Origin of the sequence: Acinetobacter tandoii DSM 14970 = CIP 107469 (genome assembly GCF_000400735.1) — a bacterium.
Classification (GTDB): domain Bacteria; phylum Pseudomonadota; class Gammaproteobacteria; order Pseudomonadales; family Moraxellaceae; genus Acinetobacter; species Acinetobacter tandoii.
The window spans coordinates 326,369-341,018 of sequence record NZ_KE007367.1; the positions used below are offsets into that span (position 1 = coordinate 326,369).

Sequence of the window (14,650 nt, forward strand, 5' to 3'; positions counted from 1 at the left end):
CATTAATTTGAGCACGTATTTATGTCATCTGGTTTTGAAACCCTAAATTTACACCCGCAACTTAAACAAGCGATTGATGCTTTAGGGTTTAAGGAAATGACGCCAATCCAGCAAAAGGTGCTTAAATTTACTTTGGCTGGGCATGATGCGATTGGTCGCGCACAAACTGGAACAGGAAAAACGGCTGCGTTTTTAGTCAGTGTCATCAATGATTTGCTTAATAATCCAATTAAGGAACAGCGTTTCCGTGGTGAACCACGTGCATTAATTTTGGCACCTACACGCGAATTGGCTTTACAAATTGAAAGTGATGCGAAACATTTAACTAAGTTTACTGAACTACATTTAGTGACTTTGCTGGGTGGTGTGGATTTTGATAAACAAAAAGCACAACTCGACAAAAAACCTGTTGATATTATTGTGGCTACACCAGGACGATTGATTGATTTTGTAGAGCAAAAAGAAGTCTGGTTAGATCAAATAGAATTTTTGGTGATTGATGAGGCAGACCGTTTATTGGATATGGGCTTCATTCCTTCAGTTAAGCGAATTGTGCGTTATTCACCACGTAAAGAACAGCGTCAAACCCTCATGTTCTCTGCAACATTTAGTTATGATGTTCTCAACTTGGCTCAACAATGGTTATTTGAGCCAGTGACGGTAGAAATCGAACCTGAAAAGAAAACTAATGCAGATGTTGAACAACGTGTGTATATGGTTGCAAAGTCTGATAAATATAAATTGCTACAAGACATTTTACATGACGAGCCGATTGAAAAAGTCATGATTTTTGCCAACCGTCGTGATCAAGTTCGTAAGTTATACGACACCTTAAAACGCGATGGTTATAAAGTAGTGATGTTATCGGGCGAAATTGCTCAAGACAAACGTCTGAAAATGTTAGACCAGTTTAAGAATGGTCAGCATAATATTATGATTGCAACAGACGTTGCAGGGCGTGGTATCCATGTAGATGGTGTGTCACACGTAGTTAATTTTACTTTACCAGAACAGTCTGATGATTACGTACATCGTATTGGACGTACAGGACGTGCGGGTACGCGTGGGGTGAGTATCAGCTTCCTTTCTGAAGATGATGCATTCCATTTACCTGAAATTGAAAAAGCAATTGGTCAGAAGTTACCATTAACCCGTTTGGAAGGGTATTGTTAATTCCATATTGAATCTAAAAAAGGGTTGGCATTAAAGCTAACCCTTTTTTATTCTATTTAGACGTTGAATTGGACGGTGTTATTTTGCTTTGCAATAAAAAGTCAAAACAGTCTGATAATCTGTATCTTTGGCAATACTTGTATTGGTACCTGCAATACTGCCGATCACATCCGCAGCCGATTGAATCATTTGCCCAGTTTTTTCATCAAAAACACCTTTTAAGGCACCATTGTATTCAGTCTTTTCACTAACGACGATAAGCGTTGAGTTTTTACACGTCTTGTTTGCAGCTTCAATCGCATTGTTTTTAGCGATAATATTGGTTTTACCTAGTCCTGTAACTTCAAATTGATTGTTTTCTTTTTGAATTACCGTAGAAGAGGTGGGTGTGGATGCACATGCAGTTAATAAAATAGTGAATAATGCAGTTGTGCCTAAAGTTAAAATTTTATTCATATTTTCCCCATCCATTATAAGAAACCTCTGAGGCAATGGTTTCATGATCATGCTGCGGATGCTGTATAAAAAATGCAGTTTTATTTTATTGCAATGTGAAAAGAGTTTTTGAAGTGACAATTTATTCAGTTGGCTAGAGTAATATGAAAATATTGTGATACTCTTGCTGAAGTATTTATGTATAGATCTTTGAATCAATGACGGATTTAACAGTTGACCTTGTTCATCAAAATATTCATCAACGTCAGTCAATTGGACATCTTGTTGAGCCTGCGCCTAATGCAGCGCAATTGGAGTTGGCATTTCAGGCAGCATTAACAGCACCTGACCATCATCGTTTAAAGCCTACAAGATTTGTAGTGATAGAGTCAGAGCAACGTGAAGCATTTGGGCAATTATTGTCTCAAGCATTAGCAGACTTGGGCGAGCAAGATCAAATTCAACTTAATCGAGTTAAGAATCATCCATTTCGCGCACCTTTGCTGGTACTCGCGCTAACCAAGTTTCAAGAACATATAAAAGTTCCTAATTTTGAGCAAACTTTAAGTACAGGTGCAGCAATTCAAAACTTTTTACTATCTTTACAAGCGCAAGGTTTTTCGACCATGTGGCGAAGTGGTGCGGTTATTGAATCAAAATTATTAAAACAGGCCTTGGGCTTAACGGAGCATGATCTTATTTCAGGGATTATTTATGTCGGTACAGCAGCAAAGGCAATTCCTGCCCGGGCTGAAATAAATACTGCCGACTATGTAAGTACTTGGAATAAATAAGTTAGATCCATTTTGGGATATAAAAATAAATGTCTGAATTAAACTTTAGTGATTTGGTAGAACCTGTAAATATTGACCGCAAAACTGCTTTACGTGTCACGGTATTGGGTGGGGGTAGTTTCGGAACAGCAATGGCCAATACGGCTGTGCGGAATGGTTGCGATACCATGATCTGGATTCGTGATGAAGCGATTGCTGAAGAAATTAACCGTACTCACGTAAATCAACGTTATTTACCAGATTTTCAATTAGAACAAAATTTGGTTGCTGTTTCAGATTTAGAAAAAGCGGTACGTGATCGCGATATTATTTTGGTTGCCATTCCAAGTCATTCATTCCGCGATGTGCTTAAGCAGATTCGTCCATTTATTAGCTCACAAGCTGTGGTGTCTTTAACTAAAGGGATTGAAGCGAAAACATTTTGCTTTATGAGCGATATTATTCAGCAAGAATTACCAGAAATTCCTTTTGGTGTGCTTTCAGGTCCAAACTTGGCAAAAGAGATAGTTGCAGGACAACCTGCGGGTACCGTTATTGCGAGTGACTCTGAATTAGTACGCTATGCTGTACAGCAAGCCTTACACAGCGCCTTATTTCGTGTATTTGCTAGTGATGATGTGCATGGAGTAGAGTTAGGTGGTGCACTTAAGAATATTTATGCAGTCGCAATGGGGATGGCGGCTGCTTATAATGTAGGTGAAAATACCAAAAGTATGATTTTAACTCGCGCTTTGGCTGAAATGAGTCGCTTTGCAGTGAAGTTAGGTGCGAATCCATTAACTTTCTTGGGGTTGTCTGGGGTCGGTGATTTATTTGCAACTTGTAATAGCCCACTGAGTCGTAACTATCAGATTGGCTATGCTTTAGGAAAGGGAAAAAGCTTGGAGCAAGCTACCAAGGAATTAGGACAAACCGCAGAAGGGATTAATACAGTTGTTCAAGTTCGCGCACGAGCGCAAGAGTTGGATGTCTATATGCCAATTACCTGTGCATTGTATGATGTTATTTTTGAAGGTGCTCCGCCCTTATCTATTGCAGTTTCATTAATGAAGAATGGTCACCGTAGTGATGTAGAATTCGTACTGCCTCACCATGAAGTTTGATGAATTGAACGCGTTAGAATTGTCATAAATCTTGTATATACTTGAAAATTAGACGCCTGCAGAATTTTAATTTGATCATGCTGCTGAGTGTTCTGAAATAATAAGGAAATTTTATGTTACTTACATTGGTTCGTCATGGCGAAGCCGCGCCAGCAATTGACGGTAATGATATGAAAAGACCACTTACTGCACGTGGTCATTTACAGGCACAAGAAACAGCAGATTATTTAAAAGATGTTGTGCAACCTGATATTTTTATTGTGAGTCCATTATTAAGGGCACAAGAAACTTTGGCGCATATCCAAACGCATTTTAAAGGTGTGCCAGTATTACTTTGTAATGCAATTAAACCAGATGATGATGCGCGTGTAGCAGTAGAATGGTTGTCGCATTTGCCTTATGAGTCAATTGTTGTGGTTTGCCATATGAATGTTGTGGCACATATAGAAGAATTGTTGACGGCCGAGCCTTTTCATCCTTTTTCGTTGGCAGAAGCCCGCTGTTATGATCAAAGTGTGATTGCAGCAGGTTTATCAACGGTTCAAAATCGCTTTATTCCTCAAGCTTAAATTATTCTAAACGGCAGATAAAAATAAATGTTGTATATATGGATGCCAGAAGCCAATGAGGCATGGCAATGGTCGCAAGGGGAATTCTGGCAAAGCGCTTTGAGTTTGGAACAGTTGATTCAAGATTTGCAGCCTTTTGCTGCTCAAGAAGCGACTGTTTTTTTTCCAAGCCGCCATGTGCAAATGTTACAACAGCAGTTGAGTAAGGCAAATTATAAACAACTGGGGCAAGAAGGTATTAAGTATCTGTTAGAGGAATATATTGTATTCCCTGTCGATAGTATGAAAATCTTGTATCATTTTCAAAATCCAGATCAACTCACATTGTTGGGCGTTTCTCAGCATTTGGTAGAAACATGGCAGCATTCGCTTTCCTTATTACCTACAAAAATTACTGCACTTCTTCCTGACTTTTATGCAGCACCACCACCCCAACAGGCAGATGAAACAGTTTTGTTGGATTTGCATGGACGTTTATTGGCAAGAGAAAGTGAATGGATGGGGTGTTCTATTGATGACTTGCCACTTTATTTAGATTATCAAGAGGTGTCGCGACTTTATACCGTCTCTAATTTAAATACAGCACAACTAAATAGTTTGCAGGCTCGTGTAACGCAAGATCAGATTCATGGATTTCAATATCACTTCACGGAACTGAAAAAGCCGAAACAACATCCTTTTAATGTTTTACCAAAGTTGAAATCGGAAGCAAAAATTTCTGGTTATTGGAAAGCTTGTGCAGCTGTTTTATTTGCAATTTTAATTGTTCAATTTGGTTACGATGCAAGTCGCTGGTATAAAAATAAAAAGGTGGCTGATGAAACAGCACTGCAAGCAGTATCGCAATTTAAATATTGGTTTGGACAAAATTATCCAGTAACTGAGCAGACGCTGAAAAGTCAATTTGAGTTTCAGATGCGGACCAATCAAATGGGGCAAAACGCAGGACTACAATTATTGAGTCGTGTTGGTCCAGTATTGATGCAGAATAAAATTATTGCGGATCGTGTCTCGTATGATGCATCAGTTCTTAATTTAGATTTAAAAGCCAATTCATCGGTAGTATTGCAAAATTTGACACAGCAATTGAATCAACAAGGCTTTAAAGTGGAGCTTGGTAATATTCAGCCAAATGGTTCTGGGGTAATTGGTTCGGTGAAAATACAATAATGAGTACAATAGAAAAATTTCAAAATAGATTAGATGGTTGGGTTGAGCAATTCACACAATATCTAGAGCGTTTGTCTGTTCGCGAGCGCGTCATGGTCATTTTTACTATGGTCTTTGTACTGGTTGCAGCGGTGGGATCTGCTTTATGGTATATGCATAAAGCAGCAGAATATCAACAGCAAAGGGTGAGCGAGTTGAAAGATTTAGTGGTGTGGATGCAAAGTAATGCGGTCACCATGAAGCCGGCAGGGGATGTGCAACTCAGCGCAGCTGAAAAAGTACAGCGTGCTGCGCAACAACAAGGATTGGGGGTTGCTTCACAACAAGTAGGGGAGCAAATTCAAGTTGTTGTGAGTCATGCAAATTATTCTATTCTGGCGAATTTTCTCACTCAATTAGCCCAGATGGGTTTAAGCATTGAAAAAATGGAACTTCAGTCTAATGCTGGACAGATTAAATTAACAGCGACACTACAATAATAGGTCAAAATAAACAGTTGCCAAGCATGGCGTTTTTGGTGGGCTACGCCTATAATATACCGACCTAAAAAGCAGTAGACTTTTCTAGATATGTTGTATTCTCTAGCCCGCCCTTTGTTGTTTTCTTTAGCACCAGAGCGTGCACATGAGCTAACATTGTCCTTGCTGAAATCAGCCCATGCGATGGGAATGATGCGCCAACATGTTGCAGCAAAGCCTGTGACTTGTATGGGTATTGAATTTCCAAACCCTGTTGGTTTAGCGGCAGGTTTAGATAAAAATGGTGCTTATATTGATGCCTTGGCTGCTCTCGGCTTTGGTTTTATTGAAATTGGAACGATCACTCCGCGTCCACAAGCAGGTAACCCCAAACCTCGTCTTTTCCGTTTGCCGCAAGCACAAGCCATTATTAACCGTATGGGTTTTAATAATGATGGTGTAGATCAACTAATTGAAAACGTAAAAGCATCTAAATTTAAAGGTGTGTTAGGAATTAACATTGGTAAAAATGCTGATACACCTGTCGAAAATGCAGTTGACGACTATCTCATTTGCTTAGAAAAAGTCTATAACTACGCGTCTTATATCACCGTAAATATTTCCTCTCCGAACACTAAAAACCTACGTAGTTTACAAAGTGGTGATGCGCTGACTGACTTGTTGGTGACTTTGAAGAAACGTCAACTTGAGTTGGCCGATGAGCATCAGCATTATGTGCCTTTAGTATTGAAAGTTGCGCCAGATTTAACACCTGAAGATATTAGCTTCATTTCGCAACAATTAATTACGAATAAAATTGATGGGCTAATTGTCACGAATACGACTTTATCTCGTGAAGGCGTAGAAAATTTACCACAAGGTGATGAGGCTGGTGGATTGTCTGGTGCGCCTGTATTTGAGAAGAGTACGGCATGTCTATCTGCGTTTGCTCAAGCGTTAAATGGTCAAGTGCCATTGATTGGTGTGGGTGGAATTTTGGCAGGCGAACAAGCACTAGTAAAACAAAATGCAGGCGCAACACTTGTACAGGTGTATAGTGGCCTTATATATACTGGACCTAAACTGGTTAAAGATTGTGTTGATGCTATGCTTGCAAAATGAATACCATTGATATCTTCATACTGATCATTTTGCTCATTGGAGGGCTAAACGGTTTGCGACAAGGATTTGTTAAAGCCTTTGCGAACTTGGTGGGTTGGATTTTTGCACTGATTGTCGGTGCAAAATATGCCGCTATCATCGCTCCTTCAATGGGTGCTCTCAGTCAAGATCCAGTGGTTCAGAAAATTGCAGCGTTTGCCTTTATTGTGTTGCTCATTGTTGTTCTAACTTGGCTCGCAACAGCACTGTTGAATAGTGTTTTAAGTACCCTGAAGTTAGGTCCGTTTAATCGTCTTGCGGGTGGTGCATTTGGCACACTCAAAGGACTGATGGTGGTTTTAATTACAATGCAAGGTTTAAGTCCATGGGTGGAAAGCTCTCCACATTGGAAGCAATCCAAAATGGTTCAATCTTTATTGCCTTATGCGCCTTGGGCTGCCCAGTTGTCTAAAGATGCAGCGCACGAAGCGCTTGAACATATTCAGTCGGAAGATGCTCAGAAATCTTCTCACTCTTTGTCTGAACCAGCGCCAAAAGATCATTCGCGTTCAGGCAATTCAACAAATAATCCTTTTTATTAATCCTAGCTTGTCTGCGAGGTTGCTATGTGTGGAGTTGTTGGTATAGCTGGTAAATCACCCGTTAACCAAATGTTGTTTGATGCATTAACGATGTTACAACATCGTGGACAAGATGCTGCTGGGATCGTAACTTGCCATGAAGGACGTTTATTTCTTCGTAAAGACAACGGCATGGTACGTGATGTTTTCCATACTCGCCATATGCGAGCTTTGCTTGGTAATTATGGTATCGGTCATGTGCGTTATCCAACTGCGGGTTCTTCAAGCAGTGCAGAAGCGCAGCCATTCTATGTAAACTCTCCTTATGGTATTACTTTGGCGCACAATGGTAATTTGACCAATGCCGAAGAAATTCATGACGATTTGTTTAAAACAGATTTGCGTCATATGAATACTGATTCGGATTCGGAAGTTTTACTGAATGTTTTTGCGCATGAATTGCAAAAGCGCAGTAAGTTAGAGCCGACGCCAGAAGATATTTTCCATGTGGTTTCACGTGTTCATGAGCGTTGTAAAGGTGCTTATGGTGTTGTTGCCATGATTACGGGTCAGGGTTTGGTTGGTTTCCGTGATCCAAATGGTATTCGACCACTCATTTACGGTTCACGTTTAACAGAAACGGGCGAGAAAGAATATATTATTGCTTCTGAATCTGTAGCAATTACTGCGCTTGGTTTTAAAGTTGAGCGTGATATTGTGCCGGGTGAGGCAATTTTCATTAATGCTGATGGCGAAATTTTTACACAGCAATGTGCGGAAACCCCACAATATCGCCCATGTATTTTTGAATATGTGTACTTTGCACGTCCAGATGCAACTATTGATGGTATTTCAGTGTATAAAGCTCGCTTAAAAATGGGTGAGAAGTTAGCACACAAAATTCTTAGCGAATGGGGTGAGGAGCACGACATTGATGTGGTGATTCCAATTCCTGATACATCACGTACTTCAGCATTAGAGTTGGCGAATACTCTTGGTGTAAAATTCCGTGAAGGTTTTATGAAGAACCGATATATCGGTCGTACCTTCATTATGCCAGGTCAACAACAGCGTAAAAAATCAGTTCGTCAAAAATTGAACCCTGTAGAACTTGAGTTTAAAGATAAAAATGTATTGCTGGTGGATGACTCGATTGTACGTGGTACAACGTGTAATGAAATCATCCAAATGGCGCGTGATGCTGGTGCAAAAAAAGTATTCTTTGCTTCTGCGGCACCAATGGTGAAATATCCAAACGTGTACGGCATTGATATGCCGGCGAAACAAGAGCTGATTGCATCAGAGCGTAGTGTCGAAGAAATTCGTGAGATTATTGAAGCTGATCGTTTAATTTTCCAAGATTTGGAAGATTTAAAAGCTGCGGTTCGCACCAGTAAGGTTCCTGATTTACAAGACTTTGATTGCTCTGTATTTGATGGTGTTTATGTGGCTGGTGGTATTGATGCAGCATATTTAGATGAATTGGAGCAAAAGCGTAGCGATACAGCTAAGAAATCGAAAGATGGCTATATTGATGTGAATATTGATGCTGCATCTGTTGATTTAACAGGTGTGACCGAGCAATAATTTTCAATGATTTTGCATGAAAAAGGTGGGTATTTCCCGCCTTTTTCATTTATGATGTGGCTGAATTACAATGTAATAAAGGAATTTTACATTGAAAGAAATAGGTGGCTTTTTGATCAAAAATAAAAATATGATGTGGACTGCCAGTATTTGTGCTTTGGCTGTTCTTTTGACTATGTTTATTCTCAATACTGTTTTGGGGCTTTTGGTTTATTATTTTGATCAATCACAATCTATTTTTTGGCATCAGCTTAGTCCCTACGTCATTATTTTACTGTTACTGATTATTGGCTCGTCTATTCTGTATGAATTTTATGTGTTTCGTTCAGGTGGACACTCGCTGGCAAAACAATTACGTGCAAGAAGACTGAGTCTGATAGAAAGCACTCCAGAAGAATTTATTGCACTAAAGATTACAGAGCAACTTTCTGAGCGTTTCCTTATTGATACACCAGCTGTATATGTGTTGCCTGATGAAGTTGGGGTGAATGCACTTACAGCAGGCTTTTTGCCTCGTGATATCGCGATTATTCTGACTTGGGGGGCTTTACAAAACTTAGATGAATCTGAGTTATTTGGTTTGTTAAGCCATGAGTTTAATCAAATTTTATCTGGGGAAACTGCGGACAACACCCGTCTAAAAATTTTATACAGTGGCTTAACCACTTTTAGTCAGTGGGGGAGTAAGGTTGCGAAATTAGGCTTTAGTCGTCGTGGATATAATCAACCCCAGAAGTTCGAAACTATTTTAGTGGCATTGGGTGGTGTCATTTGGTTGGCAGGAAGTTTGGGTGTCTTAATCACACGATTTATTAAGTATTTAACTTTAGGTAGTCGTACCTTTAGAAATGATTTGAAAACCAAGCGACTGATTCAAAATAGCGCCAATATCCAGACGCTTTTACGTATTTATGTTCATCATGCAGGCTCGCAAATTCATAGTGAATATTCTGAATCAATTTCACATATGTGTTTTGCTAATTCACTAAGTCCGCAAAGTTGGATGAATATTCATCCAAGTATTGAGCAGCGGATTTATGAAATGAATCCTGGGTTGGTGCAGGATTTACAGCTAGAAAATCTAAAAAGATTAAAAAATCAGCCCTTATTTGGTTTGTTTCGCCCGTTAGAAGAAACTAATGCTGAATACCATACGCCTTGGAGTTCACCTCAGCCTTTGCCTCTCTTGCGTTTATCTCCCATTAGTTTCGCTATTAAAGATGCAATCAAGCCGTTGAATCCCGAAGTGCGGAGCTCTATGCAGCGTCCAGAGTTGATTGAGCGAGCGTTACAAACAGCGACAGGCTCACGTGAGGTGATGGTTGCGATTCTCATGATTCGTCAATATCGCGAGTTTATTCCAGCCGAAGCAGAAGTCAGCCGTGCAATTATTGAAGCATTGCTTCATTTGGATGGACGTGTGCATTTATCTATTTTTCATGAAGCATGTGCTAATATTGGTGGAATGCCAGCGACTATTGCTCGTCAATTTGTCACTAAGTTGGCACTCATTATTCAAGAAGATGGCGAGATTGGACTATTAGATGCATTATTACTTGAGCGGGTAAAATATGAACTAAACTTATTGCCTGCGCATACTCCAACAGCTTTAGATGAAGTGAAGCCGCAAATTGTTCGTTTGATTGATGCCTTGCTGCACGTGCAGCAGATTAATAGTGATAACCAGCTTACTGTTCGTGAGCGTATATTAAAAAAAATCCTGACGGTAGATGAGCTTGATATCTACGAAGAAATATCTGATGAGCCGATTGATCTTGCAGAAATCGTGCATGATATTTCGGGATTGCTTTTGCGTGATCGCCTAATTATTTTGGGAATAGCAGAATTATGTCTTTGGAATGATCGTATTATTACCCAAGATGAATTGGATGTTTTAGAATTATTATATTGGCGTTTTGGCTTTGAAACTGCAGAAATCGTTGAGCAAATGCAAAAGAAAAATAGTTTAATGATTATGTGATTGGGATATAAGTGCAGATCTGATAGATATTGGTGAGCGCTTTAATAAAGCACAGCAAAATGATGCGAATGTCGTTAGAATAGCGCTAAAGATTGAAATGTTGAACACAGGCATGATGGGGCATCAGCGAGATATATTGGCAACGATGGGAATCGATATCTGGATTCCTAATCATAGCGTTCGCGTGCAGCAAACTCAGCCATCTTCTTTGTGGCGTGATCAGGCTTTACCAGAAGTAATGGTAGAACTGCCTCAAAACCAGATTGAGGTCCCAGCTTTTAGTCCACCAGATATTCGTGAAATTGATTCGACATTAACTCAGTTTGTTGAAACTGAAAAAGAAAGTCGCCATCAAAATACTCAGGTTGTCTCAATTGAACCGTTAGAAGCTGTTCCTCAAGCTGCGATTCAGATTGAGGCATTTGAGTTGCAGGCGATCAGTTCAGCATCATGCTTGATTGTGGTAGATGCTTCTACTTTAAGCGAGTCGCAAGTAGAATTATGGTTAAATATACAACGTGCCATACCCACCGAATATCATGAGTTGAAATGGCCATTTCCGTTAGCTGAAATGCAAGATGGCCGTGGAGCATCCAGTTATGTTCAGGGATTTATTGATGGTATGGGGGTAGACAAAGATCTGATTGCATTGGGAGAGATACCTCATTTACAACAAGTAGATCTGCATCAATTGGCGAGTTTGCAAGAAATGCTTGATCAGCCAATTTTGAAAAAACGTTTGTGGCAGTTTACGCAAAAATCACTCAATACACGGATGACTGATGAATAAAAAAGTTGTTGTTTTTAGCCAAATTGACCCTGAAATCTTAACTCGCTTAAAAGCACAATACCATGTTGTGGTTATAGACCCTAAACAGGGTGATGTGAATCAACAAATTCAACAGCATGTTCAAGATGCGGACGGTATGATTGGTGCGGGTCGATTGCTCAATCAAAGTAATTTGGCGACAGCGCAACAGCTCAAGATTATTTCAAGTGTTAGTGTTGGTTATGATAACTACGATGTAGATTATCTGAATCAAAAAAATATTTGGTTAAGTCATACACCACATGTATTAACAGAAACTACCGCCGATTTGGCATTTACCTTGCTCATGAGTGCAGCACGTAAAGTACCATATTTAGACCATTGGACTAAAAGTGGTGAATGGAAGCGTACAGTATCACAAGCGCAGTTTGGTCAAGACATTCATGGGAAAACTTTAGGAATTATTGGTTTAGGTAATATTGGAGCAGCAATCGCTCGTCGTGGTTTATATGGCTTTAATATGAATATTTTGTACCATAATCGTCGCGAAAAATTAGAAATGGCACAGCCACTCAATGCACAATACCGTTCTTTAGAGCAACTGTTGCAAGAGTCGGATTTTGTGGTGGTTGCAGTTGATCTGAATGCTGAATCAAAAGCCTTACTTTCTACCGAGCAGTTTGATTTAATGCAATCGCATGCGGTGTTTGTGAATATCGCGCGTGGTTCAGTGATTGATGAGCAAGCATTAATTCAAGCATTGAAAGATCATAAATTTTTTGCTGCGGGTTTGGATGTTTACGAGAAAGAACCACTTCAAACGTCTGAACTGTTTCAGTTAGACAATGTGGTGACATTGCCACATGTAGGTTCTGCAACAGCAGAGACGCGGAAGAAAATGGCTGAGCTTGCTTATCGTAATTTAGTCGATGCTTTAGATGGACGTCAACCACGCTATTTGGTGAATCCTGACTTTTAAAATATTGATAACACATCATTGCAAATCATAAGTTGTTTCAATGTTATAGTCTGTTCAGAACGAATAATATTTTGAGATGTAACATTGAAACGGTTTTTCGTCATTGGTAGTTTGTGTGCAATGGCTCATATCGCATGGGCTGATACAGCGCACTTTTCATCTTCTCCTCAGTTTAATGTTCCCGAAATTGGAAGTGGGATAGGCTTAATTGATCGCCAAAATGAAAAAATGATTGGTGAAAAAGTCTATCGTGAAGTGCAGCATCAATTACCTATTGCGCATAATACGTGGCTTGAAGACCAGCTTTTATCAGTATTTTCAAATATTTTAAGTCAAACTCAGTTGGGGCAGCCCATTGGTTTGGTTCTGGTTAATGATGCTCAAATTAATGCTTTTGCTGTGCCTGGGGGCTTATTTGCTTTAAATACAGGCATGATTACTTCTGCGCGCAATATGGATGAAATTGCAGGGGTGATGGCACATGAAATTGCGCATGTTACACAACGACATTACAGTCGTTCCCAAGATGCATTTAAAGGGCAGAGTCTATTGGCTTTAGCGGGTATTATTGTTGGGGCTTTGGTGGCTTCACAGGCAGACGGCAATGCTGGGGCTGCGGTGATGATGGGTTCTCAAGCTGCGTTAATGGATCAACAACTGACGTACAGTCGAAATCAAGAGCGTGAAGCTGATCGTATAGGTATGCAGTATATGTATGCTGCGGGCTATAACCCACAAAGCATGGCAGATTACTTTGAGGTGATGCACCGAGCAACCAGTCGAGTCAGTTTCTTGCCAGATTTTTGGTTAACCCATCCCTTAACTACAGAGCGTATGAGTGAAGCGCGTTTACGTGCGAATCAGTTACCTCAAGTTAAAGGCAGTATGCGTGATGAAAATTTTGAAATTTTAAAATGGTATACTTTAGTTATTACCAATCAAGCGACTGAATTACAATTGCAAACCCTTGCAAAACAAGGAAGCTTTGCAGGAGAGTTGGCTTTAGCGGCGTTTTATAATCAGCAGGGTGATTATGTATTGGCACAAGCACAGCTCAATCAGCTCAAAAAACAAAATAAGTTACATAATTTACTGACTTTAATTCAAACAGATGTTTATCTTGGTCAAAATAAATTAGATGATGCTTATCAGGCGATCGCATCATCCGCGCGAATTATGCCTGAGAATCGTGCTTTGGCATATAAACTGGCAGAAGTATTGATTCGTCAAAAGCAACCCGCACAAGCCACTAACTTAGTGCAAAATTTTGTGAATCAAAACCCACGTGATATTACGGGATGGAACTTACTACAACAGTCTGCGAATATTGATGTGGCTTCACCACTCCGAGTAGTGAATGTATTGCGTTATCGTGCTGAAGTTGAGTATTGGAGTGGCTTGGAAGAAGGTGCAATAAAATCATTATTGCATGCACAGCGCTTGGCAAAGGATAATGTTGCAATGTCCGCACAGTTAAAACAGCGTATTGATCAAATGCAAAAGGAGCGTCAGCTCAGAATTTAGTGTATGAATAGATTATAAATTATAAGAATAATAGGAGGATAAAATGATAGAGGGGCAGTGTTTATGCGGTACAGTCAGTTACCGATATCATGGGGAAATTGAGAAATCAATTTTATGTTACTGCCAGCATTGTCAAAAAGCCCAAGGGGGTTTTGCTGGTTGGAATAGCCCATTGCAGAAGTCGTTGTTTGAAATTGTACGTGGTGTGAAAGTCCTAAAAGAGTATTTCCATAGCCCGAACAAAGCTCGTGTTTTTTGTCAGGAATGTGGAAGCCCAATTTTTTCCTATCGTGTAGATTTGCCAGATATTATCCGGCTAAGACTGGGTACGGTCACTGTAGGACAAATACCCCTACCAACTGAAGAAGCATATAAGCAATATAAGCCTGAATTTATTCAAATTAAATAAACGATGCTAGTTTTGCT

15 protein-coding genes are annotated in these 14,650 nt (G+C 39.8%); 14 read left to right on the top strand and 1 reads right to left on the bottom strand.

The annotated features are described in order from the left end of the window. Positions 1-21 precede the first annotated feature (21 nt). Positions 22-1,173: an ATP-dependent RNA helicase RhlB gene (gene rhlB, locus I593_RS10865; protein WP_016167622.1), complete on the top strand. Its 1,152-nt coding sequence runs from the start codon at positions 22-24 to the stop codon at positions 1,171-1,173. Between the two features lie 78 nt (positions 1,174-1,251). Here the strand turns inward: rhlB and I593_RS10870 are convergent, their stop codons facing one another. Beyond that, positions 1,252-1,629 (bottom strand): hypothetical protein, encoded by a 378-nt coding sequence (locus I593_RS10870; protein ID WP_026441043.1) that lies wholly within the window; start codon positions 1,627-1,629, stop codon positions 1,252-1,254. A 197-nt stretch (positions 1,630-1,826) separates the two neighbouring features. On the opposite strand from I593_RS10870, the gene I593_RS10875 reads away from it, so the two are divergent. The 13 genes from I593_RS10875 (at position 1,827) to I593_RS10935 (ending at position 14,633) form a co-directional block, all read left to right on the top strand. Next, positions 1,827-2,402 (top strand): nitroreductase family protein, encoded by a 576-nt coding sequence (locus tag I593_RS10875; RefSeq protein ID WP_016167624.1) that lies wholly within the window; start codon positions 1,827-1,829, stop codon positions 2,400-2,402. A 29-nt stretch (positions 2,403-2,431) separates the two neighbouring features. Next, entirely contained in the window at positions 2,432-3,505 is a 1,074-nt protein-coding gene (locus I593_RS10880) for an NAD(P)H-dependent glycerol-3-phosphate dehydrogenase (protein ID WP_016167625.1), read from the top strand. A gap of 113 nt (positions 3,506-3,618) precedes the next feature. Then, positions 3,619-4,074 (top strand): phosphoglycerate mutase family protein, encoded by a 456-nt coding sequence (locus I593_RS10885; protein WP_016167626.1) that lies wholly within the window; start codon positions 3,619-3,621, stop codon positions 4,072-4,074. Between the two features lie 27 nt (positions 4,075-4,101). Next, positions 4,102-5,244, top strand: a complete 1,143-nt coding sequence (gene gspL, locus I593_RS10890; protein ID WP_026441042.1) for a type II secretion system protein GspL — start codon at positions 4,102-4,104, stop codon at positions 5,242-5,244. Further along, entirely contained in the window at positions 5,244-5,723 is a 480-nt protein-coding gene (gene gspM, locus I593_RS10895; protein ID WP_016167628.1) for a type II secretion system protein GspM, read from the top strand. Before gspL ends, gspM begins: the two co-directional genes overlap by 1 nt. 90 nt (positions 5,724-5,813) lie before the next feature. Beyond that, positions 5,814-6,824: a quinone-dependent dihydroorotate dehydrogenase gene (locus tag I593_RS10900; protein ID WP_016167629.1), complete on the top strand. Its 1,011-nt coding sequence runs from the start codon at positions 5,814-5,816 to the stop codon at positions 6,822-6,824. After that, on the top strand, positions 6,821-7,405 hold the full coding sequence (locus tag I593_RS10905; protein WP_016167630.1) for a CvpA family protein: 585 nt from the start codon (positions 6,821-6,823) through the stop codon (positions 7,403-7,405). The genes I593_RS10900 and I593_RS10905 overlap by 4 nt, the downstream gene beginning before the upstream one ends. Positions 7,406-7,429: 24 nt before the next feature. After that, positions 7,430-8,971, top strand: coding sequence for an amidophosphoribosyltransferase (gene purF / locus I593_RS10910; protein WP_016167631.1), 1,542 nt, complete (start codon positions 7,430-7,432; stop codon positions 8,969-8,971). A 130-nt stretch (positions 8,972-9,101) separates the two neighbouring features. After that, positions 9,102-10,952, top strand: coding sequence for a M48 family metallopeptidase (locus I593_RS10915; RefSeq protein ID WP_409360593.1), 1,851 nt, complete (start codon positions 9,102-9,104; stop codon positions 10,950-10,952). A 97-nt stretch (positions 10,953-11,049) separates the two neighbouring features. After that, positions 11,050-11,742 (top strand): hypothetical protein, encoded by a 693-nt coding sequence (locus tag I593_RS10920; protein WP_016167633.1) that lies wholly within the window; start codon positions 11,050-11,052, stop codon positions 11,740-11,742. Next, entirely contained in the window at positions 11,735-12,700 is a 966-nt protein-coding gene (locus I593_RS10925) for a 2-hydroxyacid dehydrogenase (RefSeq protein WP_016167634.1), read from the top strand. The genes I593_RS10920 and I593_RS10925 overlap by 8 nt, the downstream gene beginning before the upstream one ends. Positions 12,701-12,820: 120 nt before the next feature. Continuing rightward, complete coding sequence (locus I593_RS10930; RefSeq protein ID WP_154653740.1) at positions 12,821-14,224, top strand: M48 family metalloprotease; 1,404 nt, start codon at positions 12,821-12,823, stop codon at positions 14,222-14,224. Between the two features lie 43 nt (positions 14,225-14,267). Continuing rightward, complete coding sequence (locus I593_RS10935) at positions 14,268-14,633, top strand: GFA family protein (RefSeq protein WP_016167636.1); 366 nt, start codon at positions 14,268-14,270, stop codon at positions 14,631-14,633. Positions 14,634-14,650 lie beyond the last annotated feature (17 nt).